The 26,866-nt window shown below is 68.8% G+C and carries 21 protein-coding genes and 2 tRNA genes; 14 read left to right on the top strand and 9 right to left on the bottom strand.

Going from position 1 to position 26,866, the window contains the following annotated elements:
• Nucleotides 1–29: 29 nt before the first annotated feature.
• The 3 genes from ftsE to F0L68_RS11420 form a co-directional block, all read right to left on the bottom strand.
• Complete coding sequence (gene ftsE / locus F0L68_RS11430; RefSeq protein WP_149849493.1) at nt 30–719, bottom strand: cell division ATP-binding protein FtsE; 690 nt, start codon at nt 717–719, stop codon at nt 30–32.
• 213 nt (nt 720–932) lie between these two features.
• Nucleotides 933–2,033 carry a peptide chain release factor 2 gene (gene prfB, locus F0L68_RS11425; RefSeq protein WP_149849492.1) on the bottom strand — a complete coding sequence of 367 codons (1,101 nt, stop codon included), beginning with the start codon at nt 2,031–2,033 and terminating at the stop codon, nt 933–935.
• A gap of 61 nt (nt 2,034–2,094) precedes the next feature.
• A complete protein-coding gene (locus F0L68_RS11420) occupies nt 2,095–2,598 on the bottom strand; it encodes a PadR family transcriptional regulator (protein WP_149849491.1) in 504 nt (167 codons plus the stop codon).
• A 559-nt stretch (nt 2,599–3,157) separates the two neighbouring features.
• Between F0L68_RS11420 and F0L68_RS11415 the strand changes: the two genes are divergently transcribed.
• The 6 genes from F0L68_RS11415 (at nt 3,158) to F0L68_RS11390 (ending at nt 12,179) form a co-directional block, all read left to right on the top strand.
• On the top strand, nt 3,158–4,132 hold the full coding sequence (locus F0L68_RS11415; RefSeq protein ID WP_149849490.1) for an ABC transporter permease: 975 nt from the start codon (nt 3,158–3,160) through the stop codon (nt 4,130–4,132).
• Between the two features lie 13 nt (nt 4,133–4,145).
• On the top strand, nt 4,146–5,195 hold the full coding sequence (locus tag F0L68_RS11410; protein ID WP_223198701.1) for an ABC transporter permease: 1,050 nt from the start codon (nt 4,146–4,148) through the stop codon (nt 5,193–5,195).
• On the top strand, nt 5,192–7,345 hold the full coding sequence (locus F0L68_RS11405; RefSeq protein WP_149849488.1) for an ABC transporter ATP-binding protein: 2,154 nt from the start codon (nt 5,192–5,194) through the stop codon (nt 7,343–7,345). The genes F0L68_RS11410 and F0L68_RS11405 overlap by 4 nt, the downstream gene beginning before the upstream one ends.
• A gap of 113 nt (nt 7,346–7,458) precedes the next feature.
• Complete coding sequence (locus F0L68_RS11400) at nt 7,459–9,150, top strand: ABC transporter family substrate-binding protein (RefSeq protein ID WP_223198700.1); 1,692 nt, start codon at nt 7,459–7,461, stop codon at nt 9,148–9,150.
• A gap of 207 nt (nt 9,151–9,357) precedes the next feature.
• Nucleotides 9,358–11,046 carry an ABC transporter family substrate-binding protein gene (locus F0L68_RS11395; RefSeq protein ID WP_149849487.1) on the top strand — a complete coding sequence of 563 codons (1,689 nt, stop codon included), beginning with the start codon at nt 9,358–9,360 and terminating at the stop codon, nt 11,044–11,046.
• 89 nt (nt 11,047–11,135) lie between these two features.
• Complete coding sequence (locus F0L68_RS11390) at nt 11,136–12,179, top strand: DUF3592 domain-containing protein (protein ID WP_149849486.1); 1,044 nt, start codon at nt 11,136–11,138, stop codon at nt 12,177–12,179.
• A 15-nt stretch (nt 12,180–12,194) separates the two neighbouring features.
• On the opposite strand, the gene F0L68_RS43470 is transcribed toward F0L68_RS11390, so the two are convergent.
• Nucleotides 12,195–12,467, bottom strand: coding sequence for a DUF2087 domain-containing protein (locus F0L68_RS43470; protein WP_223198699.1), 273 nt, complete (start codon nt 12,465–12,467; stop codon nt 12,195–12,197).
• A gap of 479 nt (nt 12,468–12,946) precedes the next feature.
• On the opposite strand from F0L68_RS43470, the gene F0L68_RS11380 reads away from it, so the two are divergent.
• The gene (locus tag F0L68_RS11380; protein WP_149849485.1) at nt 12,947–13,141 is read left to right on the top strand and encodes a hypothetical protein; all 195 of its coding nucleotides are present in this window, start codon (nt 12,947–12,949) and stop codon (nt 13,139–13,141) included.
• Between the two features lie 90 nt (nt 13,142–13,231).
• Here F0L68_RS11380 and F0L68_RS11375 read toward each other — a convergent pair.
• The 3 genes from F0L68_RS11375 to F0L68_RS11365 all read right to left on the bottom strand — a co-directional run bounded on the left by F0L68_RS11375 (nt 13,232) and on the right by F0L68_RS11365 (nt 16,648).
• A tRNA-Met gene (locus F0L68_RS11375) sits at nt 13,232–13,305 on the bottom strand.
• A gap of 202 nt (nt 13,306–13,507) precedes the next feature.
• Nucleotides 13,508–13,581 (bottom strand) — tRNA-Met (locus F0L68_RS11370).
• Between the two features lie 49 nt (nt 13,582–13,630).
• Nucleotides 13,631–16,648 carry a UPF0182 family protein gene (locus F0L68_RS11365; protein ID WP_438672272.1) on the bottom strand — a complete coding sequence of 1,006 codons (3,018 nt, stop codon included), beginning with the start codon at nt 16,646–16,648 and terminating at the stop codon, nt 13,631–13,633.
• A 130-nt stretch (nt 16,649–16,778) separates the two neighbouring features.
• Here F0L68_RS11365 and F0L68_RS11360 point away from each other — a divergent pair, with 130 nt between their 5' ends.
• Nucleotides 16,779–17,318 (top strand): PPA1309 family protein, encoded by a 540-nt coding sequence (locus F0L68_RS11360; RefSeq protein WP_223198698.1) that lies wholly within the window; start codon nt 16,779–16,781, stop codon nt 17,316–17,318.
• Nucleotides 17,319–17,389: 71 nt separating this feature from the next.
• On the opposite strand, the gene F0L68_RS11355 is transcribed toward F0L68_RS11360, so the two are convergent.
• Nucleotides 17,390–18,520, bottom strand: a complete 1,131-nt coding sequence (locus F0L68_RS11355) for a YlbL family protein (protein WP_223198697.1) — start codon at nt 18,518–18,520, stop codon at nt 17,390–17,392.
• A 186-nt stretch (nt 18,521–18,706) separates the two neighbouring features.
• Between F0L68_RS11355 and F0L68_RS11350 the strand changes: the two genes are divergently transcribed.
• Nucleotides 18,707–20,104, top strand: coding sequence for a zinc-dependent metalloprotease (locus F0L68_RS11350; protein WP_149849483.1), 1,398 nt, complete (start codon nt 18,707–18,709; stop codon nt 20,102–20,104).
• A gap of 99 nt (nt 20,105–20,203) precedes the next feature.
• Here the strand turns inward: F0L68_RS11350 and F0L68_RS11345 are convergent, their stop codons facing one another.
• Complete coding sequence (locus tag F0L68_RS11345; RefSeq protein ID WP_149849482.1) at nt 20,204–20,731, bottom strand: M48 metallopeptidase family protein; 528 nt, start codon at nt 20,729–20,731, stop codon at nt 20,204–20,206.
• A 236-nt stretch (nt 20,732–20,967) separates the two neighbouring features.
• Here F0L68_RS11345 and F0L68_RS42285 point away from each other — a divergent pair, with 236 nt between their 5' ends.
• The 5 genes from F0L68_RS42285 (at nt 20,968) to F0L68_RS43460 (ending at nt 26,850) form a co-directional block, all read left to right on the top strand.
• A complete protein-coding gene (locus tag F0L68_RS42285; RefSeq protein WP_188316513.1) occupies nt 20,968–21,120 on the top strand; it encodes a DUF5679 domain-containing protein in 153 nt (50 codons plus the stop codon).
• 810 nt (nt 21,121–21,930) lie between these two features.
• Nucleotides 21,931–23,082, top strand: a complete 1,152-nt coding sequence (locus F0L68_RS11340) for a TOMM precursor leader peptide-binding protein (RefSeq protein WP_149849481.1) — start codon at nt 21,931–21,933, stop codon at nt 23,080–23,082.
• Between the two features lie 64 nt (nt 23,083–23,146).
• A complete protein-coding gene (locus F0L68_RS11335) occupies nt 23,147–24,457 on the top strand; it encodes an ABC1 kinase family protein (protein ID WP_149849480.1) in 1,311 nt (436 codons plus the stop codon).
• A gap of 1,362 nt (nt 24,458–25,819) precedes the next feature.
• On the top strand, nt 25,820–26,290 hold the full coding sequence (locus F0L68_RS43465) for an IS110 family transposase (protein ID WP_240542965.1): 471 nt from the start codon (nt 25,820–25,822) through the stop codon (nt 26,288–26,290).
• Nucleotides 26,291–26,307: 17 nt separating this feature from the next.
• The gene (locus F0L68_RS43460; RefSeq protein WP_223198695.1) at nt 26,308–26,850 is read left to right on the top strand and encodes a transposase; all 543 of its coding nucleotides are present in this window, start codon (nt 26,308–26,310) and stop codon (nt 26,848–26,850) included.
• Nucleotides 26,851–26,866: the final 16 nt, after the last annotated feature.

Raw genomic sequence — 26,866 nt, 5'->3', positions numbered from 1 at the left:
CGGGGGCGGTTTCGGGGGGAGCTCGAAGGTCAGCGGCCGACGCCGTAGACGCCCCTGGCGTCGTCGCGGATGACCTTGCCGAGGTGCAGTTCGACCACTCGCCGCCGCATGGAGTCGACGATGGAGTGGTCGTGCGTCGCCATGAGCACCGTCGTGCCGGTGCGGTTGATCCGCTCCAGCAGCAACATGATGTCCTGGCTGGTGTCCGGGTCCAGGTTTCCGGTCGGCTCGTCGGCGAGCAGCACCAGCGGCCGGTTCACGAACGCCCTGGCGATCGCGACCCGCTGCTGTTCACCGCCGGAGAGCTCGTGCGGCATCCGGTCCGCCTTGCCGTCGAGGCCGACGAGCTGGAGCACCTCGGGCACCACCTTGCGGATGGTGTTCCTCGGCTTGCCGATGACCTCGAGCGCGAAGGCCACGTTCTCCGCGACCGTCTTGTTCGAGAGCAGGCGGAAGTCCTGGAACACGCAGCCGATGGACTGACGCAGGCGGGGGACCCTGCGGCGGGCCATCTTGGCCACGTCGAAGTTGGACACGTAGACGCGGCCCTTGCTCGGCACCTCCTCACGCAGCAGCAGGCGCAGGAAGGTGGACTTCCCCGAGCCCGACGGGCCGATGAGGAACACGAACTCGCCCTTGTCAAGCTCGACCGAGACGTCGTCGAGCGCGGGGCGGGTGGAGGTCTTGTAGACCTTGGACACGTGTTCGAGCCGAATCACGAGCGGCGAGTCTACCGGTGACCGCTGTAAAGCCTGGGTCACGCCCACTGTATTGATCTTGACCTGCGGTGATACGGCTCACCCGCCGCGCCCAGGAGAGACCACCGGGCCGTGTGAACAATCTTCACACGGCCCGGCGTGTCGTACGTCTCACCAGGGCGTCATGGCGTCCGCCGGGGGTCCTGCCGGCCGCCTCGACCGCCCCGCCTGCGATCAGTTCTGGGTCTGTCGGCGCCAGCGGATGCCGGCCTCGATGAAGTCGTCGATCTCGCCGTCGAGCACCGCGCTCGGGTTGCCGACCTCGTGCTCGGTGCGCAGGTCCTTGACCATCTGGTACGGGTGCAGCACGTAGTTGCGCATCTGGTTGCCCCAGCTCGACCCGCTGTCCTTGAGCGCGTCCATCTTCTCGCGGTCCTCCTGCCGCTTGCGCTCGAGCAGCTTGGCCTGGAGGACGGCCATGGCGGTCGCCTTGTTCTGGAGCTGCGAGCGCTCGTTCTGGCAGGAGACGACGATGCCGGTCGGGATGTGTGTGAGGCGCACCGCCGAGTCGGTCGTGTTCACGCCCTGGCCGCCGGGGCCCGACGAGCGGTACACGTCGACGCGCAGGTCCTTCTCGTCGATGTCCACGTGGTCGGCGGACTCGACGACCGGCACCACCTCGACGCCGGCGAACGAGGTCTGCCGACGGCCCTGGTTGTCGAACGGCGAGATGCGCACCAGCCGGTGCGTGCCCTGCTCAACCGACAGCGTGCCGTAGGCGTAGGGCGCCTTCACCCGGAAGGTGGCCGACTTGATGCCAGCCTCTTCCGCGTAGGAGGTGTCGTAGACGTCGACCGGGTAGCCGTGCCGCTCCGCCCACCGCGAGTACATCCGCAGCAGCATCTCGGCGAAGTCGGCCGCGTCCACCCCGCCGGCCTCGGCACGCACGGTGATCAGCGCGTCCCGCTCGTCGTACTCGCCGGAGAGCAGGGTCCTGACCTCGAGCGAGGCGATCTCGGCACGCAGCTTGCCGCGTTCCGTGTCGGCCTCGGCGAGACTGCCGGCGTCGCCCTCGTCCTCGGCGAGCTCGTAGAGCACCCCGAGGTCGTCGAGCCGCGACCGCAGTCCGGTCACCCGGCGCAGGTCACCCTGTCGGTGCGCGAGCTGGCTGGTGACCTGCTGCGCCTTCTCCTGGTCGTCCCACAGGTCCGGCTTGGCCGCCTGTTCCTCAAGCTCGGCGACCTGGGCACGAAGTCCGTCCAGGTCCAGCACCGCCTCGATGTTGCCGAGAGTGGCGGAGAGTTCGTTGAGGTCCGCTTCGACGTCCGGGTTCACGGCGAGAGACTACGTCAGACCTCTCGCCGTCGAACGCCCGGACAGCCAGTGTGCGGCTTTGTCAGCCGTTGGTAGGAATCGCGTCGAGCAGCTTGAGCACGGCCTTCGCGTGGGCGAGACCGAACTCGGCGACCGCCTTGGCGTACGGGTCCTCCGCCGTCTTGGCCGCGGTACGAGCCGCGTCCTGTTCGGCGGTGTAGACCGCGCGGGCCGCGTCGACGATCGTCGCGCGCTGCTTCCCGGTGAGCGATCCGGCGTGCACCAGTCGCAGGATCAGCGGGCTGCGCAGGTGATCAGGGCCCGGCTCGGTGGTGAGCCACGCCTTGAACGTCTTCTTTCCCGCCGCGGTGAGCACGTACTGCTGACTGGAGCGCGGCCCTTGTTTGCCGAGCCGGAGAAGTCCGGCCTCGGCAAGCGCGGGCAGCTCGCGGTAGACCTGGCTGCGGGTGACGCTGAAGAACGCGCCGAAGCGCTCTCCGGCCTCAGCCACGAGCTGTCCACCGGTCTTGGGTCCGTCGTGCAGCAGCCCTAGCAGCGCGGCTGCGGTCGCGTTCAGCTCTGACACGTTGTCAACCGTGCCACGCCGAGGCACGGCTGTCCACAATGGTCTCCAGATCTGTCCACAGTGGCTGATCAGCGGGCTAGTCCCCGTTGCGCCAAGCGGACCAGCGGACACGACCGACCCGACGCGCGTGTCCGGCATCCGGCGCAGAGGGCCGTGAACTGTGCGCGGGCGATGCGGCCAGTGCCTGGACAAACACCGTCGGTCAGTCGGAGTTCGCACTGACACCAGACCGTGACCAAGACCCGACCAAAGTCGGTAGTTGGGACAGATGACCCACACGCAGGATTCCGACCTTGACGGCATTGTCGTGCCGTCCGTCAGGCTGCCTTCGAACGAGCGCGGACCGACGCCGAGCAGCATCACACAAAACTGAACAGGGACGTTTCACAATGCGGTCGCCGGACCCCCTCCGATCAGGGACCTGGTCAATGGCATCCGTCAAGCGAGTTACGCTCCATTAATCTCATCGGCTGAGAAGCACCGTCGAGCGCCTCATCCAGAGCGCCCCGCAGCCGATGCTTGAGACCGTCGCTGTATCACTGGAAGGACTGAGGCACAGGTGACCGGATTCCTGTTGCGACGGTTGGTCAACTACGTCGTGCTGGCCTTGGTCGCTACCTTCTTGGCGTTCACCCTCGCTTCGGTGACCTTCGACCCGATCGGCGTCCTGCAGCAGCGCAACCCGCCGCCGCCGGCCGCCACGATCGACGCCAAGCGGCACGACCTGCACCTTGACCAACCGATCCCCGAGCGGTTCGTGACCTGGATGGGCGGTGTCGTCAAGGGCGACTTCGGCCAGACCATCGCCAACCGGCCGATCACCGAGGAACTCGGCCGCAGGGCCGGCGTGAGCCTCCGGCTGTTCCTGCTCGGCATCACCCTCGGGATCACCCTCGGCGTGCTGCTCGGCGTGATCAGCGCGATCCGGCAGTACAAGTTCAGCGACTACTTCGCGACGATCTTCTCGTTCGTAGTCCTGTCCACTCCGGTCTTCGTGATCGCGACGCTGCTCAAGACCGGCGCGCAGTCGATCAACAACTCGATCGGCAGCAACGTGCTGTTGTTCACGGGCGAGACCACACCGGGATTCAGCGGCAGCTGGGGCGCGGCGCTGGTCGACCGACTACAGCACATGATCGTGCCGACGCTGACGATCGTGCTCAGCCAGGTCGCCTACTACAGCCGCTACCAGCGCAGCGCCATGCTCGACGTCCTCGGCAGCGACTTCCTGCGCACCGCCCAGGCCAAGGGCCTGACCAGACGGAAGGCCCTGTTCAAGCACGGCCTGCGCACCGCGCTCATCCCGATGGCCACGCTGTTCGCCTTCGGCTTCGGCCTGCTCATCGTCGGCGGCACCTTCACCGAACGCATCTTCTCCTGGTTCGGCATGGGCGACTGGCTGATCACCGGCATCCAGAACCAGGACACCAACATCACGGCGACCGTGACGCTGTTCATCGCGGTGTGCGTGCTCGTCTCGGGCTGGCTTGCCGACGTGCTGTATGCCGCGCTCGACCCCCGAATCCGGATCTAGGTTTGGTGACGACGTGACCACAATCCTCAACGAGGGTGACTCCGCCGGTACCACCGGCGCGGCCCAGGGCAGCCCTGTCGACGCCGCACCCGATCCCGACAAGGGAACCAGCAGAGGCAGGCTCGTCCTGCGACGCTTCGTGCGTAACAAGGCCGCGCTCGTGTGCCTCGCCCTGATCGTGGTGCTGTACTTCCTGGCGTTCTGCTATCCGCTGTTCACCCAGTGGACCTACGACCAGCAGGACTACACCTCGTTCCTCGTGCCGCCCGGCGGCACGCACTGGTTCGGCACCGACAAGATCGGCACCGACATGTTCGCGCAGGTCATGCGCGGGCTCCAGAAGTCGCTGACGATCGGCCTGCTGGTCGGCATCATCTCCACCAGCTTCGCCGCGCTGGTCGGCACCACGGCCGGGTACTTCCTCGGCTGGACCGACCGCTCCCTGATGTGGATCGTCGACCTGCTGCTGACGCTGCCGTCGTTCCTGATCATCGCGATCTGCAGCCCCGCGTTCCGGGGCAAGACCTGGCTGATCTTCGTCGGCCTGCTCGCGGTGTTCCAGTGGATGATCACCGCCCGCATCGTTCGCGGTATGACGCTCACGCTCAAGGAGCGGGAGTTCGTCAAGGCGGCCAAGTTCATGGGCCAGCCGGCCAGGCGGATCATCTTCAAGCACATCCTGCCGAACATGGCCTCGCTGCTGATCATCGACGCGACCATCAACGTCGGCAGCGCGGTGCTCGCCGAGACGTCGCTGAGCTTCTTCGGCTTCGGCGTGCAGCCCCCGGACGTCTCGCTCGGCACGCTGATCTCCGACGGCACCGAGTCGACGCTGACCTACCCGTGGCTGTTCTTCATCCCGGCGGGCTTCCTGGTGCTGTTCGTGCTGTCGGTCAACTTCGCCGGCGACGGCCTGCGCGACGCGCTCGACCCGAGCTCCACCAAGGGCCGGCGCAAGGAGAGCAAGCGCAAGGCGCTCGGTGAGCTTCGCAAGGCCAAGTTCGACGTGCAGACGGAGCGCCGCGGTATGCCCGCTCCCCAGGGAGAAGGTAAGCACCGATGACCGCCGCAGACACCCTCTTCGAGCCGGCCGGCGGCAGCAGCGACGTCGGCCCGGTGCTGGAGGTCTCCGACCTCGCCGTGTCCTTCCCGAGCGAGTCGGGCCGAGTGCAGGCCGTGCGCGGCCTGAGCTACCAGGTCTCGCCCGGCGAGGTGCTCGGCATCGTCGGGGAGTCCGGCTCGGGCAAGTCGGTCTCCTCGCTCGCCGTGATGGGCCTGCTGCCCTCGCAGGCCAGGATCTCCGGGTCCATCAAGTTCCAGGGCAGGGAGCTGATCGGGCTCTCCGACGACCAGCTGTCCAAGATCCGTGGACGCAAGATCTCCATGGTCTTTCAGGACCCGCTGTCCGCGCTCACGCCGGTCTACACCGTCGGCGACCAGATCGCCGAGGGCCTTCTGGTGCACGGCAAGGGCAGGGTGACCAAGCAGGCCGCCGCCAAGCGGTCCGTCGAGCTGCTCGACCTGGTCGGCATCCCGAACGCGGCCGAGCGCGCCAAGGCGTTCCCGCACGAGTTCTCCGGCGGCATGCGCCAGCGCGCCGTCATCGCGCTGGCCATCGCCAACGACCCCGACCTGATCATCGCGGACGAGCCGACCACCGCGCTGGACGTGACCGTCCAGGCGCAGGTGCTCGAGGTGCTCAAGACCGCGCAGGAGGTCACCGGCGCCGGCATCGTGATCATCACGCACGACCTCGGCGTGGTCGCCGGCTTCGCCGACCGCCTGATGGTCATGTACGCGGGCAAGGCGGTGGAGACCGGCCACGTCGACGAGGTCTACCAGCGGCCGAGGATGCCCTACACCCTCGGCCTGCTCGGCTCGATCCCGCGCGTGGACGCCGACGAGAAGCAGCCGCTGGTGCCCATCGAGGGCCAGCCGCCGTCGCTGGTCGACCTGCCGCAGGGCTGCCCGTTCGCGCCGCGCTGCCCGATGGCGGTCGACGCCTGCCTCACCGACGAACCGCCACTGTCCGAAGTGGACAACTCCGGTGACCACTACGCGGCCTGCATCCGCAGCGACGAGCTCGGCGCCGTCGAGGTGCAGGCCGACGAGGCGAGCGTGGCCGCGGCCGTCGACGTCGCCGCCGAGGTGTTCGGCGTCGAGGTCATCGGCGAGCCCGAGGTCGCCAGGATTCCACGCGACCAGCGCACCGTCGTGCTGGACGTGCGGGACATGGTGAAGGAGTACCCGGTCACCAAGGGCGTGGTGTTCAAGCGCCGGATCGGCACCGTGCACGCGGTCGACGGCATCACCTTCGACATCCGCGAGGGCGAGACCCTCGGCGTCGTCGGCGAGTCCGGCTGCGGCAAGACCACCACGCTGATGGAGATCCTCGGCCTCGAGAAGCCGATGCGCGGCGAGATCTCCGTGCTCGGCCAGAACGTCTCCGCGCTGAACGGCCGCAGCCGCAAGGCGGTGCGCCGCGACATGCAGGTCGTCTTCCAGGACCCGATGGCGTCGCTGGACCCCCGCATGCCGATCGGCGACGTGATCGCCGAACCCATGCAGGTGCACGGTATCGACAAGGAGCAGATCGCCAAGCGCATCCCCGAGCTGCTCAAGCTCGTCGGCCTGCGCAGGGAGCACGCCGACCGCTACCCGGCCGAGTTCTCCGGCGGCCAGCGCCAGCGCATCGGCATCGCGCGGGCGCTCGCGCTCGAGCCGAAGCTCGTGGTGCTCGACGAGCCGGTGTCCGCGCTCGACGTGTCGATCCAGGCCGGCGTGATCAACCTGCTCGACGAGCTGAAGGCGAAGCTCGGCCTGAGCTACCTGTTCGTCGCGCACGACCTGTCGGTGGTGCGGCACATCGCCGACCGGGTCGCCGTGATGTACCTGGGCAAGATCGTGGAGATCGGCGACGTGGACTCCGTGTTCAGCTCGCCGCAGCACCCGTACACCCAGGCGTTGCTGTCCGCCATCCCGATTCCCGACCCCATCAAGGAACGGGCGCGGGAACGGATCATTCTCACCGGGGACCTGCCTAGCCCGGCCAACCCGCCATCGGGTTGCCGGTTCCGCACCCGGTGTTTCCTGCACGCGTCGTTGCCACCCGAGAAGCAGAGCAAGTGCATCGAGGTGGAGCCGCCGCGCGCGGTCCAGGCTCCGGACCACGAGGCCGCGTGCCACTACGCGGAACCTCGCCAAGTGGTCTAGGAGCGATAACAGTCGGGGCAAAGCAGTGCAGTGCAGGACGTTCCGGACGTAATGTCTGGTCAGGACTCCGGGCCACGATGTACGAGGCCGGGTATTGAGGGAGGTTCACGAGAGTGAGTCGACGTAGATTGGTCGCGCTCGTCGCGCCCGTGGTCGCAGCGGCCATGGTGCTGACGGCATGTGGCGGCGGCAGTTCGGACGGCCAGAAGCTGAAGGGCGCCGACCAGCAGCAGCAGGGCTTGTCAGACATCAACGCGGTTGATGTCGCCAAGCTCAAGGACGGCGGCGAGTTCAAGTGGCCCATTGACAACATGCCGGACAACTGGAACTACAACGAGGTCGACGGCACCGTCGCCGACGGCGCGCGAATGATCAACGCGATGTTCCCGTTGATGTTCACGCAGAACGCCGACGCCTCGCTGAAGCTGAACAAGGACTACCTGGACTCCGCCGACCTCACGTCGAAGGACCCCGAGGTCGTCACGTACAAGATCAACCCCAAGGCCAAGTGGAGCGACGGCACGCCGATCACCTGGGAGGACTTCCAGGCCCAGGCGACCGCGCTGAGCGGCAAGGACAAGGCCTACCAGGTCTCCTCGACCACCGGTTACGAGGACATCGACAAGGTCGAGAAGGGCGCCTCCCCGCAGGAGGTCAAGGTCACCTTCAAGAAGAAGTTCGCGGAGTGGACCAGCCTGTTCTCCCCGCTGTACCCGAAGTCGCTGAACGCCACGGCCGACGAGTTCAACAAGGGCTGGGTGGACAAGCCGAAGGTCACCGCCGGCGCGTTCAAGATCGGCACGATCGACCTGACCGGCAAGCTGGTCACCATCGAGCGTGACCCGAGCTGGTGGGGCGACAAGGCCAAGCTCGACAAGATCACCTTCCGGGTGATCGAGCGTAAGGCGCTGGCGGACTCGCTGGCCAACGGCGCGATCGACTGGTACGACATCGGCTCCAGCGTGGACAACTACACCCGCGCGAAGCAGATGCAGGACATCTCGATCCGTCAGGCCGTGACGCCGGACTACACGCACATGACCTTCAACGGTGCGCCGACCTCGGTGCTCGCCGACCCGAAGCTGCGCCTCGCGGTCATGCAGGGCCTCGACACCGCCACCATCGCCAAGGCGCTGCTCGGCCAGATCACGCCTGACCCCAAGACTCTGGGCAACCACATCTTCCTGATCGGTGCCAAGGAGTACAAGGACAACTCGTCGGTCGCGAAGTTCGACGCCGCCGCGGCCAACAAGGCGCTGGACGACCTCGGCTGGAAGAAGGAAGGCGACTTCCGCAAGAAGGACGGCAAGGATCTGAAGCTGCGGTACATCATCACCGCCGGCAACAACATCAGCCAGCAGATCTCCCAGCTGTCCCAGACGCAGCTCAAGGCCATCGGCGTCAACCTGGACATCGTCACCGTCCCGGCCGCCGACTTCTGGAAGTCCTACGTGAACGTCGGCAACTTCGACATCACCGGCTTCCGCTGGCTGAGCAACTCGTGGCCGATCAGTTCGGGCAAGAGCATCTACTACCTCGACAAGGACAACGTCGCGCAGAACTACGGCCGGGTCGGCAACGACACGATCAACGGTCTGTTCGACAAGGCCAACGCCGAGCTGGACGACTCCAAGCGTGCCGAGATCGCCAACCAGCTCGACACGGAGATCTGGAAGGCCGGCCACCAGCTGCCGATCTACCAGGCTCCCGGCGCTGTCGCGGTGCGCAAGACCATCGCCAACTTCGGCGCGGTCGGCTACGCCAACAACCCGTACGACTACACCAAGATCGGCTTCACCAGCTGATTTGACTGTTGACGCACGAGATCTGTGACACCGGGGACGGCCCGGCGGGAATTTCCCGCCGGGCCGTCGCCTTTTCCCAGGAAGATCCGCCGAACGGTGGCTTCCCAGCCACTGGAACGTGGTCGATGTTGAGCTGTCACTCCATAGGCTGAGGCACATGGGCGGCCCACCACGGGCCGCCCTAGTTCGACTCGAAAGGACCCTGCCGTGAGTCGCGTTCCTCGCAGGCTGGCGATGGTCGCCGCGCCGATCACTGCCGCGCTCATGCTCCTGACCGCCTGCGGCGGCAGCGGCACCAACAGCAACGCTCCCGCGCCGAAGGCCGCGCTTGGCCAGAACGACATCAACCCGCAGGACGTCGCCAACCTCAAGGACGGCGGCGAGCTGAAGTACCCGGTGCAGGACTACCCGGTCCAGTTCAACGAACTTCAGGGCGACGCGACCAGCGGGGACATCCCGCCGATCACCCGCTCGATGATGCCGACGCCCTCGATCGAGAAGGCGGACGGCACCTTCACCGCCAACAAGGACTACGTCGACTCCATCGAGCTGAAGTCCAAGGACCCGCAGCAGGTCGTCTACAAGCTCAACCACAAGGCCAAGTGGAGCGACGGCACGCCGATCACCTGGGCGGACTACAAGTCCCAGTGGCAGGCCGTCAGCGGCAAGGACAAGGCGTTCGTGGTCCTCTCCTCGTCCGGCTACTCGGCCGTGTCCGACATCACCAAGGGCGCGGACGACTACGAGTTCACGATCAACTTCCAGCCGAAGTACGCCGAGTGGTTCCGGCTGTTCCAGGTCCTCTACCCGAAGTCGATGACCAGCAACCCGGACGAGTTCAACAAGGGCTGGGCCGAGAAGCCGAAGGTCACCGGCGGCCCCTTCAAGTTCGGCCAGGCCGACCCGACGGCGAAGACCGTGATCGTGGTCCGCGACGACAACTGGTGGGGTGACAGGCCGAAGCTGGATCGGATCATCTTCCGCAACATCAGCACCACGGGCGGCGCGGCCTCGATGGACGCCCTGGCCAGCGGCGAGCTGGACTTCAGCGGCATCGCCGGCAACCTGGACGCCTACAAGAAGGCGCAGACCATCCCCGGTGTCGTGTTCCGCAAGGCGACCCTGCCGAACATGCGTTGGGTGCTGTTCAACGGCTCTGGCGACTCCGTGGTGAAGGACCCGGAGCTGCGCAAGGCGATCATCCGGGGCATCGACGTGGCCAGCATCACCAAGGCCGAGGTCAGCCAGCTCATCCCGGACGCGAAGCCGCTTGGCAACCACATCATCCTCGACGGCTTCCCGGGCTACCAGGACAACTCCGCCGGCTACACCTACGACGCCGAGGCCGCCAAGAAGAAGCTGGACGAGCTCGGCTGGAAGCTGGACGGCCAGTTCCGCAAGAAGGACGGCAAGCAGCTCACCGTCCGCGACGTGGTGCCGGCCGGCAACAAGGCCAGCGACGAGGAGGCCAAGCTGGTGCAGAACCAGCTCGCCGCCATCGGCGTCGAGGTGAAGATCGACGAGGTCTCCAACGACGGCTTCTTCGACAAGCAGGTCATCCCCGGCAACTTCGACATCACGCACTTCGCGAACATGGACGTCACCAACCTCGACACCACCACCGTCGACTACAAGCTCGGTGACGGCGGCGACCAGAACTACGGCAAGGTCGGCAACGACAAGATCAACGCGCTGATCGCGCAGGCGTCCGAGGAGCTGGACGACGCCAAGCGCATGGAGCTGTTCAACCAGATCGACAAGCAGGTCTGGGATCTCGGCCACTCGCTGCCGCTGTACCGGCGGCCGTCGATCGTGGCGATCAAGGACAAGCTCGCCAACTTCGGCAACGAGGGCCTCGCCGCCACCGACTACACCAAGATCGGCTGGCTCAAGTAGCCAGCGGCTCGTCTCCGCGCAGGGCCCGTCGGGATGTCCCGGCGGGCCCTGCGTGCGTTCACCACCGGGCGACCAGCGAAAATGTCCTGGTGAGCACGCCGACCCCTGACCCAAGCCGACCGCGCGCCCTGCTCGGGGTGCGGCCCGTCCGACACGGGCTGGTGACCATCGCCATCGCGGTCGCCGTCTGCGCGGTGGTCGCCGGCTTCTCCTGGCTGTCCTGGCACGACGCCAGCGACCAGATCGGCCGGTTCACCGCGCGGGCCACCGGCGAGATCACCAGCACGCAGGCCGGCGCCGACGGCGACGCCGTCGAGGTGCGCTGGGCGCTGCCGGACGGCCGACAGGCCACCGCGGCCGTGCCACTTGGCTCCGGCAGGCCGCCCGTCGGCACGAAGACGGAGATCGCCTACGACCCGGCCCGGCCGGACCAGGCGATGATCCCCGGCGCGGCGGTGCTGGTGCAGGCCGGCCGAGGCCAGGGCGGCGTGATCACCTCGGGACTGGTGGTGGTGCTGCTGCTCGGGCTGTCCGGCTGGCGGGTGTTCAGCAGGTCGCGCACCACCCGCGCGCCGGTCCGGACCGCGCTGGTCCGCCGCGTGCGGCTCCAGTCCGGCCTGCTCACCCGGTCCTGGTTGGAGACGGAGAACGGGTCGGAGCGGTGGATCCCGGTCTACTACGACCCGGTGCTCGTCGCGCTGCCCTCGCCCGCCGAGGTGCGGCTGCACGGCGACCCGACCAGCGACCGGCTGGTCGCCGTCGAGGTGCTCCCGGTCGAGCCGCACTCCTCATCGGACCCGACTTCGGACGCGGTTTCGGCCGCCGGGGAGACCGTCAGGCCTGAGCCGGTCGTGCTGTACCCGTCCGGGCCGGTGTCCGCGAAGCTTCCGCGCGGCCGCCGAGGCGACGGCCCGGCTTGGCCCGACGCCGAGGAGGTCCGGCACGCCACCCGCACCGCCGGGCTCGGCCGGCAGTTGCGGGCCGACCTCCCGCTGCTGGTTCCCGCGCCGTTCGTCGGCCTGTTCTGGGCCTTCCTGGACGACAGCGGGTTCTACGGCTGGCTCGGCGCGACCTCGATCGCCGCGGCGTTCGGCCTGTGGTGGGCCGCCTGGCGCGGCTCCGACCCCAACTGAGCCGGAATCCCCGGGCTAGCCGGCCAGGTCGTCCAGCGAGCCACCTGACCGCCAGTACACCCCGTCCGCGCGGCTGAGCAGCCCCTCGTCCACGAGATAGCGGCGCAGCGTGACGTGGTCGGCCTTGCCGCCCTCGCACCACGCGGCCAGCACGGCCGTCAGGTCCCGCTCGGTGTGGCGACGCCCTGGTTCGAAGGAGCACGCGATGTGTTCCAGCACGATCCGGCGCTTGCTCTGCTGCGAGGGGAAGGCGAGCAGCCTGCCGTCCCGCACGAAGGCGCGCAGCACCGCCTCGACGCGCTCGTCGACGTAGCCGAAGTCCTCGACGGTCTCCTCGGGCGCGGCCGCCCTGGCGGCCGCTTGAACAGCTCCTCGCGGAGTTCGTGCCCGGCGGGGCTAGAGGCGACCAGGCCGCCTGCCTCCAACCGACGCAGCGCCTTGCCGACCTGCTTCGGGGGCAGCCCGGTCGACGCGGCAAGCTCGGTCTGGGTGTGGGCTCCGAGCACGAGCGCGGCGACCACGCGCAGCCGCTCCGGCTCGGCCAGCAGGCCGATCAGGACCTCCGGTGTCATGCCGGCAGCTAACCCGATCGGCGCGCCGAAGGGCCACGGAATTACGCGCCGCAATCATTTCGGCCTTGGTGGTGAACCGAACTTCGCGCAAGACGGTGATCTGCGGCTTTCGGGCTGGCGGATACGCGTAGCACTGGGAAGATCACTCTTGGTAGGCGGGTGGCCGATCCCGCCCCTGGCACCGGAGGTGCAACTGTGGGCATCAAGTGGCTGGAACACAAGGTCGTTCGCAGTGCCAAGGCCTGGGCGACGGGCAGCATTCCCGAGCAGGCCGGCAAGGACGAGTGCATGGTCTGCGGCAAGCAGATCAGGCGGCATCGCACCGTCTCCGGCGAGGGCAGGGTGTGCTCGATGACCTGCGCCCAGTACTGGATCGAAAACATGACCTGACACACCATCCGCCACGGACGGCAATCGGACGCAACCCTCCAACACGAAGAAGGCCCGGCACGATTTCTCGTGCCGGGCCTTCTTACTTTGTAGCGGGGACAGGATTTGAACCTGCGACCTCTGGGTTATGAGCCCAGCGAGCTACCGAGCTGCTCCACCCCGCGTCGTAAGGACAACTATACACCACCCACGGAGCGGTTTTTACCACCCCCCGAAACCCACCCTCACCAGCGCAAACCCGCCAAAAAAGGGGGTCCGGGGGGCGAAGCCCCTCCGGCTGGGGGTCTGGGGGGCTAGGCCCCCCAGTGTAAATGCGAAAAGAGCCCCTTGTTTGGCGTCAGCCAAACAAGGGGCTCCCAGCGATAGTAGCGGGGACAGGATTTGAACCTGCGACCTCTGGGTTATGAGCCCAGCGAGCTACCGAGCTGCTCCACCCCGCGTCGGTAATTAGAACTATACGGGGTGGGGCAGCTCAGTGCAAATCGGGGGTCAGCCCGTCGGTGTTGGCGACTGAACCACCGAGGACGGCGGACTGTTCGACGTGCTGGGCTTGGCCGCCTTGGCCTGCTCGAAGCGGTTCGCCGCGTCGTTGAGGTCCTTGTACGCCTGGCCGAGCGCGGCGAAGTCCCCGGACGCCTGGGCGGCCTTCACCCGCTGCAACGCGGCCTGGATGTCATCGACCGCCTTGGCCAGATCGGGACTCACCGAGGACGGCGGGCTCGCGCCCGTCGACGAACTCGGCGGCGACGACGAGTTCGACGGCGTCTGTGTGCCCGTGTTCTGCCCGTTCTGGCCCGGCTGCGTCGTCTGACCGGCCCCGCTGCCGAACACCTGCTCCAACGCGTCCGCGAGGGTCGAGGCGTAGCCGACCCGGCCGCCGAAGCTGACCAGCACCTTGGACAGCTGCGGGAACGAGGTGTTCTGGCTGCTGCGCTCGACGTACACGGGCTCCACGTAGAGCAGCCCGCCGCCGACGGGCAGCGTCAACAGGTTCCCGTAGACGACCTTCGTCTTCTGCTGGGACAACAGGTTGATGTCCGTACTGACCTGGGACGAGGACAGGAACTGGGTCTGCACCTGTTGCGGGCCCTTGGTCTGCGTCTCCGTCGGCAGAGTGAGCACGGATATCTTGCCGTAGTCGTCGGGATCCGATCTGACCGTGACGTAGGCCGACATGAACTCCCGCCGCAGGCTGACCAGGGCGCTGGTCAGCTGGAAGTCCACCTTGCCGGTCCCGACGGTCGGGTCACCGGCAAGCACGTAGTACGGCGGCTGCTGCGGCTGGGTGCTCACCTGGCTGGACTGACCCTGTTGCTGCGCCGCGATCGCGCCCTCGGCCGTCGGGTCGCTCGGCACGTCCCAGAAGGACTGTCCCGAGTAGAAGTCGGCGGGGTTGGACACGTGGTACTTGGCCAGCATCTCCCGCTGCACCTTGAAGAGGTCCTCGGGGTAGCGGAAGTGCTTGCGCAGCGCGTCGGACACGGCGCTGGCCGGCTTCACCGAGTTCGGGAAGACACCCATCCACGCCTTGAGCACCGGGTCCTTGTCGTCGACCGAGTACAGCGTCACGGTGCCGTCGTAGGCGTCGACGGTCGCCTTCACCGAGTTGCGGATGTAGCTGATGGTCTTGTCCGGCTGCCGCGTCTGCAACGCCAGCGTGTCGTTGGTGGCCTGCCCCAACGAGGTTCGCTGCGCGTACGGGTAGTTCTCCAACGTCGTGTAGCCGTCGACGATCCACTGCATCTTGCCGTCGACCACGGCGGGGTACGGGTCAGTGTCCACCGTCAGCCACGGCGCCACCTCCTGCACCCGCTCCCTCGGGTCACGCTTGAACATGATCTTCGTGTCGGGCCCGATGGCCTGGTTGAACAGAATGTTGCGCTCGCCGTAGGAGGCCGCGAACACCAGGCGGTTGAACCAGTTGCCGATCGGCACGCCGCCCTTGCCGTTGTAGGTGTACTGGGTGGCCTCGGTGTCGTACTCGCCTGCCACGTTGGGGCCGCGTCCGCCGACGATCGCGTAGTCGGTGGCCAGCGCGCCGTAGTAGGCCCTCGGCTCGGTGACCTTGATGTCGCCCTGGTTGACCTCGCCCTTGTTGTTGAGGTCGCTGACCGTGAAGACCGGGTAGCCGCCGCCACCGCCGTTGGAGTCGGCAGGCGAGTCGACCTTGCTCGCCTCGGCGGCCACGAAGCCGTTGCCGTGCGTGTAGGTCAGGTGCCGGTTGATCCAGTCCTTCTGGTTGTCGGCGAGCCCGTCGGTGTTGAGCTCGCGGATCGCGACGATGTAGTCCTTGACCTGGCCGTTGACCTGGTAGCGGTCCACCGACAGCTTGGGCGGGAAGCCGTAGATGTTCTTGCGCTGCTGGAACTGCGTGAACGTCTTGGTCAGCACGTTCGGGTCCATCAGCCGGATGTTGCCGATCGTCGGCTGGTCCGCCTTGACCTCGCTGAGCGACAGATCCGTCTTGCCGGGATAGTTCTTGGTCTCCACCTTGTCGTCGGTGAGACCGTATGCCTGTTTCGTTGCCGCGATGTTCGACTGGATCGGGTCGTGTTCCTTCTCGTTCGCGTTGGGACGCACCGAGAACTGCTCGAGCACGGCGGGCCAGGCCGCGCCGACGAGAATGCTCGACACCACCAGCAGCACGGTCGCGATCGCCGGCAGCTGGAGGTTGCGCATGAACGCGCCAGCGAAGAACGCCGCCGCGCAGAACACCGCGATGCACAACAGGATCAGCTTCGCCGGCAGCACCGCGTTGAGGTCGGTGTAGGTGGCGCCGTTGAACCGGTCACTGCGGCTGGAGGACAGCAGCGTGTAGCGGTCGAAGAAGTAGGCGACGGCCTTGAACAACACGAACGTGCCGGCCACCAACGCGAGATGGGTCCGCGCCGGCCCGGACAGCTGACCGCCCCGGCCCGCGAGCCTGATCCCGCCGAACAGGTAGTGCGCCACCATCGCGCCGAAGAACGACAGCGCGATCGCGATGAACAGCCAGCCGAGCAGCCACGTGTAGAACGGCAGCTTGAAGGCGTAGAAGCCGATGTCGTTGTGGAACACGGGGTCGGTCGTGCCGAAGCTGGTGCCGTGCAGGAACAGCTGCACCACCTGCCAGTCGTTCTGCGCGGCCGCGCCGACGATCAGGCCGACCAGCACCGGCAGGCCGATGCCGAACAGCTTCATCCTGCGGACCACCACAGAGCGGTAGCGGGCCACCGGGTCCTCCGGCCCCGACACCGGCACGAAGACCGGGCGCGTGCGGTAGGCGATCACGAGGTTCAGCGCGACCAGGCCGCCGACCACCGCGCCGACGGCGAAGAACAGCACGAGGCGGGTCAGCAGGACGCTGCCGTAGACCTGGCGATAGCCCACCTCCCCGAACCACAGCCAGTTCACGTAGGTGTCGAGGAGCCTGGTTCCGGCGATCAGTCCGACCAGGAGCACCACGCCGATGATGAGCAGGATCCGACTGCGTCGAGACAACTTCGGCAGTCCGACCGGGGGCCGCATGGCCACTTGGCACGCTCCTGGGTCGCGATCAATCGTGGTTGGGAGCGGCCGCACGCGACTGAGCTCCCGTGGTGTTCAACTCTACGGACGTCGTACTTGGTTCCCGGGACGAGGATGCGACCATGGTGGCGTGTCCTCTCCCGAACTGCCGGACAACCAGCCCGGCCTGCTGCCCGCCGTCGCACGCGAGGTCGACGAGTTCGTCGCCTCCGCAGGATGGGACCAGGCCCCGCAGCTGTTTGCCCTGGTGTCCACCGCCGAGCTGCTGAACCAGCAGCCCGAGCTCGCCGACCAACTGGACGCCTCGGCGGCGCTGACGCCCGTGGCCCAGGACTCGCTGCCCGACACCGACCTCGCCGAGGCGCTGGCCGGGATCGAGTGGCCGGACGCGGTGCTCGGCTGCGCGCTGGCCCAGGAGATCGTGGTGTTGCCGCCCGACGCCGAGGCAGACCTGCCGCAGGACGAGCACGACGACGAGGCCGCCAGGCAGGTGGCCGCCGAACACCCGCAGCGGCGGGAGGCCAGGCTGGTGGCCGCGGTGCTGCGGGACGGCACGGCCGCGTGCGTGCTGCGGCTGCGCGGCGACACCGAGCGCCCCGAGGAGATCCACGAGCACCCCGAGCTCGCGCCCAACCTGACCGACGCGCTGCTGGAGACCCTGCGCCCGTAGCCCTACGCGCGCGTGGTCCACAACGCCGTGCCGAGGCCGGCGTTGTGGACCACAGCGGTCGTTCCGAACGCCTAACAGTGCGGCGTGTCCTTGTTGTCCTTCATCGCCTTGAGGGACGACACGGCGTCGGCCAGCTTGTCGACCTTGATCAGCCGCAGGCCGTCCGGCGCCTTCTGCTTGGCCTCCTCGCAGTTGGCGGTCGGCACGAGGAACACGGTCGCGCCGCCGTCGCGGGCGGCCATCATCTTGAACGGGATCCCGCCGATCGGCTTGACGTTGCCCGCCGGGTCGATCTCGCCGGTGCCGGCGACCGACTGGCCGCCGTTGATGTTGTCCGGGGTCAGCTTGTCGATGATGGCCAGCGCGAACATCAGGCCGGCCGACGGGCCGCCGACGTCCGGCAGGGTGATCGTCACCTTGAACTTCACGTCGGCCTGGTCGATCGGCGACACCCCGAGGAAGCCCCAGGTGCGGTCGTCGCTCTTGCCAAGGGTGATCTCCGCGGTGCGCGGCTCCTGCTTGTCGTGCTGGAAGGTCACCGCGACCTTGTCGCCGGGCTTGGTGGCCTTGAGCACTTCGCGCATCTCGTCGGAGTTGCCGAACGTCTTGCCGTTCACCGAGACCAGCCGGTCGCCCGGCTCGATGGTGTTGTCGGCGGGGCTGCCCTTGACGATCTGGTCGGCGGTCACCTTGAGCTGGTAGCCGAGGTAGCGCAGCGCGGCCACCTCGGCGTTGGTCTGCGAGTCCTGGAACGCCTTGACGTTGTCCTGCTGCACCTGCTGCTCGGACTGCCCCGGCTTGTAGTACTCCTCGCGCGGCGCGAGCGCGTACCGGCCGCTCGCCCACAGGCCGAGCGCGCCGAACAGCGTCACCTCGTCGGTGAGCGAGACCGTCGTCATGGTCAGGTGGCCCGTGGTGGGAAACGGCTGCTGGTCGCTGATCTGCACCACGGTCTTGCCGCCGACCGCGCCGAGGGTGTCGTAGGTCGGCCCCGGCCCCAGCGCGACATAGGGCACCTTGACCAGGCCGCCGAGCAGACCGAGGGCCGCCACCACCAGGACGCTGATCATGAGCGTCCAGGTGCGGCGAGTCAGCTGCCATCCGGAGGGCCGCTTCGCCCGCTTCGCCTGTTTGGCCGCGTCGGCCGCGTCGTCAGCCGCGACGGCGACGCGCTCGCTGCTGCCCTCGCTGCTTTTCTCCACGGTCGAAGAGCCTACGACCAGTCCATGTAGGACCGCCGTGACGTCCACGGATCGGCGACCGGATTGGTCCGATCGGCGGTCGTTTCGCCCAGAGCAGACTGTTGCCGAATCGAGCAGACCAGACGGGCTGGACGCGCGCGGCCCGCGTACCGTGGAGAGCGTGAACGACGCCAGCGAGGAGACGGCATGACTGACAAGCCGTTCGGGTTCGGACCGGCTGACCCCGACGACAACAAGCCCTCCGAACGCGGCGAGAACCCGATTCCGGGCATGCCGGGCCCTGGCGAGCAGTTCGACTTCGGGCAGCTGGGCCAGATGCTCAGCCAGCTCGGCCAGATGCTGAGCCAGGCGGGCACCACCAGCGCGGGTCCGGTCAACTACGACCTCGCCAAGCAGATCGCGCAGCAGCACCTGGCCGGCCAGGAGGGCGGCGTCGGTTTCGCGCCCGACCAGAACACCGCCGTCGCCGACGCGCTGCATCTGGCCGAGATGTGGCTCGACCCGACGACGACGCTGCCGGCCGGCAGCAGGGTCACCGAGGCGTGGACCGCACGCGACTGGGTCGACCGCACCCTGCCAACCTGGCAGCGGCTGTGCGACCCGGTGGCGCAGCGGGTGTCCGGCGCATGGGTCGAGGCGATGCCCGCCGAGGCCAAGGAGGCCGCCGGCCCGCTGCTGTCGATGCTCGGCCAGATGGGCGGCATGGCGTTCGGCTCGCAGCTGGGCACCGCGCTGGCCCAGCTCGGCTCCGAGGTGCTGACCTCGACCGAGGTGGGGCTGCCGCTCGGCAAGGAGGGCGTCGCCGCCCTGCTGCCGCGCAACATCGAGAAGTTCACCGAGGGCCTGGAGCGGCCGGCCAGCGAGGTGCTGGTGTTCCTCGCCGCGCGCGAGGCCGCGCACCAGCGCCTGTTCACGCACGTGCCGTGGCTGCGGCAGCGGCTGCTGGCCACCGTCGAGGAGTTCGCGCACGGCATCAAGGTCGACACCGCGGCCCTCGAACAGCTCGCCGGACAGCTCGACCCGAGCAACCCGGAGAGCATCGAGGAGGCCATGCGGTCCGGCATGCTCGAACCGCAGACCACGCCGGAGCAGCAGGCCGCGCTGACCCGCCTCGAGACGCTGTTGGCGTTGGTCGAGGGCTGGGTGGACGTCGTGGTCGCCGAGGCGGTCGGCGAGCGGCTGCCCGGCGCGGACGCACTGCGCGAGACGCTGCGCAGGCGGCGTGCCAGCGGCGGCCCCGCCGAGCAGACCTTCGCCACGCTCGTCGGCCTCGAACTGCGGCCCCGCAGGCTGCGGGCGGCGTCGGCGCTGTGGAAGCTCGTCGGCGACCAGCACGGGATCGAGGTCAGGGACAGCGTCTGGGAGCACCCCGACCTGGCCCCGACGGCCGAGGACCTGGACGACCCGCTGGAGTTCGCCGAGCGGCTCGGCTCCTCGCGCGCCGCGCTCGAGGACCCGATCGCCGAGATCCGGCGGACCGAGGAGCGGGAGCAGGCGGCACGCGAGGCGAAGGACGCCGACACCAAGTCGGCCGACACCAAGCCTGCCGACGGCGAGGAGAACCCGCCGCCAGCCGCACCCTGACGACCACACACACGAAGGGCGCCTCCCACACCATCGGGAGGCGCCCTTCGTCGTCTGTCAACCAGCCCTGGCCGCAGCCAGCCGTAGCCGATCCTCCGATCAGTCCTCGGTGATCCCGAGCCCCGCCGCGGCCGACAGACCCTCCAGGTAGCCCATGGCCCGCTCCGACTTCGGGTAGCGGTGCACCAGCGCCCAGAAGTCGCTGCCGTGACCGGGCACCCGCAGGTGGGCGAGTTCGTGCACCAGGACGTAGTCGAGCACCCAGGACGGCACATCCCGCAGGCGCTCGCTGATGCGGATCGTGCCGTCGGCAGGCGTGCACGACGCCCAACGGGTGCGCATCGGCGGCACCCACCGGACGCTGGTCGGCTGCGCGTCGCCGTCCAGATGGCGGTCGGCCAGCTCGGCGCACCGGGCCAGCAACGCCTCGTCGGACGCCCTGGCCGGCGAGCGTCGACGGGTCTCGCTGCGCTGGAGGCGGCTGAGCATCTCAGCCACCCAGTGTTCCTCCTCGACTCTGGTCATCCGTGCCGGGAGCAGCACGATGACGGTGTCGCCCTCCCGGTATGCACTGACCATGCGGCGGCGCCTGGCGCTGCGCCGCACCTCCACCCGCGGTTCGGCCATGTGCATCACGGTAAGGCCAGGCACCGACGAAACGCCGCCGCCAAGCGCAGGTGTATCGAGCCCCACCCATTCGTCCGAATGGGTGATGAACGGGTCGAGACGCGCCAGGCCACCTGCACGAATCCGCACGTCCGCACAGGTAGCGTGGCTCGCAGGTCCCCGAGCGCGGCGTGATTCCGTGCTCACCACGCCCCGGCGGATTCCGTCCGAGGCAGGAGATGCAAGGGAGGGGAGCTGTGGCCGAGACCTACAACGGCTACTGCGTGAAGTGCCGGGAGAAGCGTGACTTCTCCGGACAGGTCGAGGAGACCAACGGTCGACGGATGGCCAAGGGAACCTGCCCGGTCTGCGGCACGAAGATGACCAGGATCCTGGGTAAGGCTTCCTGATCGACACCGAGCGGGGCGGTCTGCTGTGGGAGGCGGGCCGCCCCGTTCGCGTCCCCATGCCCCACGCCCCACGCGCCGCCCAACGCCGCACCCCCTGCCTCCCGTCTCCTGCCCAACGCACCACATGTCCCGCCATCTCCATCACGCCACATCCCACCCCGCCACCGCGCCCCGCCACCTCGCTTCGCCGCCTCGCCCCGCCCCTCCGCACCCGTCCGCGCCGCCCCGCCACTTCGCTCCGCCACCTGGCCCCGCCACCTCGCTTCGCCCCTCCGCACCCTTCCGCGCCGCCCCGCCACTTCGCTCCGCCACCTGGCCCCGCCACCTCGCTTCGCCCCTCCGCACCCTTCCGCGCCGCGCCGCCACCTCGCTCCGCCACCTGGCCCCGCCACCTCGCTCCGCCACCTGGCCCCGCCACCTCGCTCCGCCACCTGGCCCCGCCACCTCGCTTCGCCCCTCCGCACCCTTCCGCGCCGCGCCGCCACCTCGCTCCGCCACCTCGACGAGCCACCTCGCTTCGCCCCTCCGCACCCCTCCGCGCCGCCCCGCCACCTCGCCCCGCCACCTCGCCCCTCCGCTGCCGCACCGGTTCCGCAGCACGCGCCCAAAGTGGCCGCGCCATCCCAACCTCCACACCCCTCCGCTGCCAGACCGCACCGGTCCGCAGCACGCGCCCGCACCCTCCAAAGCCGCCGCGCCACCCCGCCCCTCCACGCCCGCTGTCAAGCCCGCCGCCTGCCCCCTGTGGACAACCTCCACGCCTGTGGACAGCCATTTCGCCCTTCGCGCCGCCCCTGGCACGCTGCCGCCATGTCGATCACCACAATCGCGAAACCCACCAGAACGACCAAGCGCCCGCCATCCGCGACCAAGCGCCCGCCATCCGCGCGGCCGTCCCTCCCGAGGCGCCCGCGCGTGCTGCCTGGGCTCGTCGTGCTGCGCCGACGCCCCGACGAGGTCCAGCTGGGCACCGACCCCCGACACGCCATGGTGGTGGACGGCCTCTCCCCGCCGCTGGTCGCCGAACTCTGCGCGCTCGACGGCCGGCACACCGTCGACGAGCTGGTGGCCCGCGCGACCGCGCGCGGCGAGGACACCGCCGACGTGCTTGACCTGCTCGCCGACCTGGTCCGTGCCGGGCTCGTGGACGAGGCTCCGCCGAGTCGCCCGCACGGCCAGCCCACCGCCATCGGCCGGCTGTCCGCCGACTCGACCACGTGGGCGTTGCGCACCGGGCAGCCAACCTCGCGGGTGCCGGTGGCGCGGGAGCAGACCACGATCGTCGTGCACGGGAACGGCCGGCTCGCCGTGGCGGTTGGCGCCCTGTTCGCCGCCGCCGGGGTCGGCCGGGTGCAGCTCGTCGCCGACGGCCTGGTCCGCCAGGAGGACACCGGCTGCGGCTACCTGGACACCGATGTCGGCAGGCCGCGGCGCGAGGCCGCCGACGACGCGCTGCGCCGGGCGTCCGGCGTCGTGCGCCTCGGGTCGCAGACCCCGCACTACCCGCCGAGCCTGGCCGTGCTGACGGACGCGATCGTGCCGTGCCCGCAGTTGGTCGCGGCGCTCGTCGCCGACCGCGTGCCGCACCTGGCGGTGCGGGTCAGGGAGGGTGTCGGCCTAGTGGGTCCGCTCGTGCTGCCCGGCAGGACCAGCTGCCTTCGCTGCGCCGATCTGCACAGATGCGATCTCGACCCGTGTTGGTCCACAGTGGCCGCCCAACTGGCCGACCGGCCGCAGCCCGCCGATCTGGCGACCGCCCAGGCGACCGCCGGGCTGGCCGTCGCGCAGGCGCTGCTCGCGCTCAGCTGGCCGGCGACCGATCAAGAGCTACCCCCGACGTGGAACGCGACCCTGGAGCTCGATCCGCTGCGCGGGGTGTTGGAACGGCGGCCGTGGCTTCCTCATCCCCACTGCGACTGTGGCGCGAACGCGTGCCACGATGGGTTGAGGGACGCCGAATGATGTACCGCAAGTCACGGCATGCAATTTGCTGCGGCTCCGACATGCGTCAGGAGACAATCACCGGGTGACCGAGATCCCGAGGAAGGCCGTGCAGCGCACCGCCAAGCTCGCCAGCCTCCCGCTCGGAGTGGCCGGCCGCGTGGTCGGCGGGTGGGGCAAACGGCTGGTCGGCCACAGCGCCGAGGACGTCAGTGCCGAGATGTCGGCCAAGACCGCCGAACAGGTGTTCGCGGTGCTCGGCCAGCTCAAGGGCGGCGCGATGAAGTTCGGGCAGGCGCTGAGCGTGTTCGAGGCCGCCGTGCCGGACGAGATGGCCGCGCCCTATCGGGAGGCGCTGACGAAGCTCCAGACGGCCGCGCCGCCGATGCCGGCCGCCACCGTGCACCGGGTGCTGGCCGAGCAGCTCGGCAGCAAGTGGATGAGCCGCTTCGCGGAGTTCGAGGACAAGCCGGCCGCCTCGGCCAGCATCGGCCAGGTCCACCACGCCGTCTGGCACGACGGCCGCGAGGTCGCCGTCAAGGTGCAGTACCCGGGGGCGGACGAGGCGCTGCTCTCCGATCTGCGCCAGCTCCAGCGGTTCAGCAGGGTGTTTCAGGCGCTGATGCCGGGCGCCGAGGTGAAGCCGCTGCTCAACGAGCTGCGCGACCGCATGGTCGAGGAGTTGGACTACCGCACCGAGGCCGACCACCAGCGCGCCTTCGCGAAGGCGTTCGACGGTGACGAGCACACGCACGTGCCGAAGGTCGTGGCGAGCGCGCCCAAGGTCCTGGTCGCGGAGTGGGCCGAGGGCATCCCGCTGGCCTCGATCATCAGGGACGGCACGCAGGAGCAGCGCGACCTGGCCGGCGGGTTGCTGGCCGAGTTCCACTTCTCGGCGCCGAGCAGGGCGAGGTTGCTGCACGCCGACCCGCACCCAGGCAACTTCATGCTGCGCGAGGACGGGCGCCTGTGCGTGCTCGACTTCGGGGCGTGCGCGCGGCTGCCCGAGGGGCTGCCGAGGACGCTCGGCCTGATGACCAAGCTGGCGTTGGAGCAACGGTCGGCGGACCTGTTGGAGCTGTTGCGGACGGAGCACTTCATCAGGGAAGGCACGGTGCTGCACGCCGAGGACGTGCTGCGCTACCTAGGTCCGTTCGTCGAACCGCTGCGGCCCGAGCGGTTCCGCTTCACCCGCCGTTGGCTCCAGTCGCAGGCGGAACGCGTCGGCGACCTGCGCAGCCCCGACTCCCGCACCGGCCGATCGCTCAACCTGCCGCCGCAGTACCTGCTGATCCACCGAGTCACCCTGGGCGCCACGGGAATCCTGTGCCAGCTCAACGCGGAGGTGGCGGCCAGAGGAATCGTCTCCCGCTGGCAGCCCGGTTTCGCCGACTGAACCACCCGCCCGCCGCAAGGACACCCTTCACTGGCAACCACCTTCCGGTGCCAGGCGCTGCACCATGTGCCCCACGACGGCGAACCTCCAGCCAGCGGAGGAGATCACCGTCCCGTTGCCCACCACCCACAAGGCAACGCCCGTCGCCCATGACCGGCAACCTCCCGCGTAGCGCCATCCGCGGAGCCCACCTAGCTCTGCACACGAACAGCGCCGTCGAGCAGCCCGCCAAATCGACCGACTGGCGCCCGTCGCCGTTCCGCGCGCCACCATCGCCCGCACCAGCAGCGCAACCACTCGCCCAGTCCCGCCCTGCCCCGCGACGCCGGACTGCCCCCGAGACGAAACGCCTCGCCCCCACCGGCACGGGCACGATCACCGGACCGGGCGGGGCGCGAACCACGTTTCACTGTCAAACAACAGCACCACAGGTTCCACACACCGCCTCGAACACCGCCTCGACCGAAGCCACGCCAGCACACCACCACCGGCATCGGACACGGTCGCCTCGGAACAACACACCATCAAAGCCCTGCCCACACCCAGCCAACTCCGACTTCCCACGCGACCCAGAACGTCCAGACCACCCGTCACCACACCAGCAACACCCAGGCGCACACCGACTTCGGCATCCCCAACCACCTCACCGATCGCACTGCACCCATCCAGATCGCCAGCCGCCCGCCCGAACACCGCGAGAGCAAAACCGGTCGCATCGGGTCCACCACGTCACCCACGGCGAAGAGCACTCCCACATCCGCACCGGCACCCCGCGCCAAGACCAGCCACCGCAACCAGACCACCAGCACACTCCGCCACCAAGCGCACTCCGCCACCACGGACGAGGCACCACGGACGGGACACCACCGCCGCGGGCCCCGCCACATCGCCCGACACCCGACCAGATCGCTCACACCGCCCGTAATCCACCCCCGACCCCAAAAGACCTCGCCGGCACCCGCCCACCCAGCGGACCCCGCCCCGCCCAGCGAACCTCATCCACCCAGCAGACCCCATCCACCCAGCAGACCCCGCCCACAGTGAGGATTTGGGTGTTCCGTCGAGCAGCTGTGAGGCTGGCGGGACCGGCGGGTCTGGTTCGGGTCTGCCTCGCCCTCCCACCGACCCCCGTCACCGGGGTGTCTTCCCTGGGATCTGGCGACCCGGACCAAGCCCACCGAAAGGGAAAGGGTGTGCGCCGACGGGCCGGCCGTGACTTGATAGGAGCTTGCCGGCTCGCCCATCACTGTGCTGTCCGACCAGCCCCGCCGACACACGCCGCCCCACCAACCCAACAACGGCGAAGGCGGCACCACCCAGCATGACAGACCCCACACCACCACCAACCACGTCATCCTGGGAGTGGACACCCACCACGACACCCACCACGCCGCCATCGTGCGACTGTCCGGCCGGCGGGTGACCGACCTAGAATTCCCCACCACCACCGCCGGCCACACCGCCCTGCTGGCCTGGGCCCGCTCACATGGCCGCGTCCACGCCGCCGGAATCGAGGGCACCAACTCCTACGGCGCCGGCCTGACCCGCCACCTCCACGCCGCCGGCATCACCGTCGTCGAAGTCAACCAACCCGACCGCCGACAACGCCGCCAGCACGGCAAGCCCGACCCCCTGGACGCCTACGCCGCCGCCGACGCCGTCATGTCCCAACGCGCCAGCGCCGCACCGAAACTGGGCACCGGGATCGCCGAGGCCGTCCGCGCCCTGCACACCACCCGCGCCGGCGCGGTCAAAACCCGCACCGCCACCGCCAACCAGCTCAAGTCTCTGCTGGTCACCGCACCCGGCTCCGCGACCAGCTCAGGGCCCTGAGCACGACCGGCCTGCTGGTGGCGTGCCTACGGCTGCGCCCCACCGACAACACCGCCGATCCCGAGCAGGCCACCAAGACCGCCCTGCGTGCCCTGGCCCGCCGCCACCGGTCCCTGTCCGAGGAGATCGCCGACCTGGACACACACCCGAGGACCCTGGTCACCCTCGCCTGCCCACAACTGGTGGCCCGGCACGGATTCGGGATCGAGACCACCGCACAGATCCTGACCACCCTGGGCGACAACCCCGACCGTGTCCGCACTCCCGCGGCCCTGGCCGCGTTGTTCGGCACAGCTCCCATGCCGGCCTCCAGCGGACGCACCGACCGCCATCGCCTGTCCCGGAGCGGCGACCGCCAGGCCAACCGAGCGCTACACATGATCGCCTGCACGCGCCTGGCCTCCTGTCCCAGGACCCAGGCCTACGCCGCTCGCCGCACCCAGCAAGGACTGTCAAAAAAGGACATCCTGCGATGCTTGAAGAACTACATCGCCAGAGAGATCCACAAGACCCTCACCAGGCCCAACACCACGCCTCAAACCCCACTTGACAAACCATAGGAGCACCCCAGGGGGC

This window comes from Solihabitans fulvus (genome assembly GCF_008386585.1).
Lineage (GTDB): Bacteria > Actinomycetota > Actinomycetes > Mycobacteriales > Pseudonocardiaceae > Solihabitans > Solihabitans fulvus.
This window is presented reverse-complemented; position numbering and strand designations above follow the sequence as displayed.

What these genes read in the sequence shown, in the direction of transcription:
- F0L68_RS11405 (WP_149849488.1), top strand. Translation starts at nt 5,192, where the DNA reads ATGACCGCCGCAGACACCCTCTTCGAGCCGGCCGGCGGCAGCAGCGAC.
- F0L68_RS11365 (WP_438672272.1), bottom strand. Translation starts at nt 16,648, where the DNA reads ATGCGGCCCCCGGTCGGACTGCCGAAGTTGTCTCGACGCAGTCGGATC.
- F0L68_RS11350 (WP_149849483.1), top strand. Translation starts at nt 18,707, where the DNA reads ATGACTGACAAGCCGTTCGGGTTCGGACCGGCTGACCCCGACGACAAC.
- F0L68_RS11345 (WP_149849482.1), bottom strand. Translation starts at nt 20,731, where the DNA reads ATGGCCGAACCGCGGGTGGAGGTGCGGCGCAGCGCCAGGCGCCGCCGC.
- F0L68_RS11340 (WP_149849481.1), top strand. Translation starts at nt 21,931, where the DNA reads ATGTCGATCACCACAATCGCGAAACCCACCAGAACGACCAAGCGCCCG.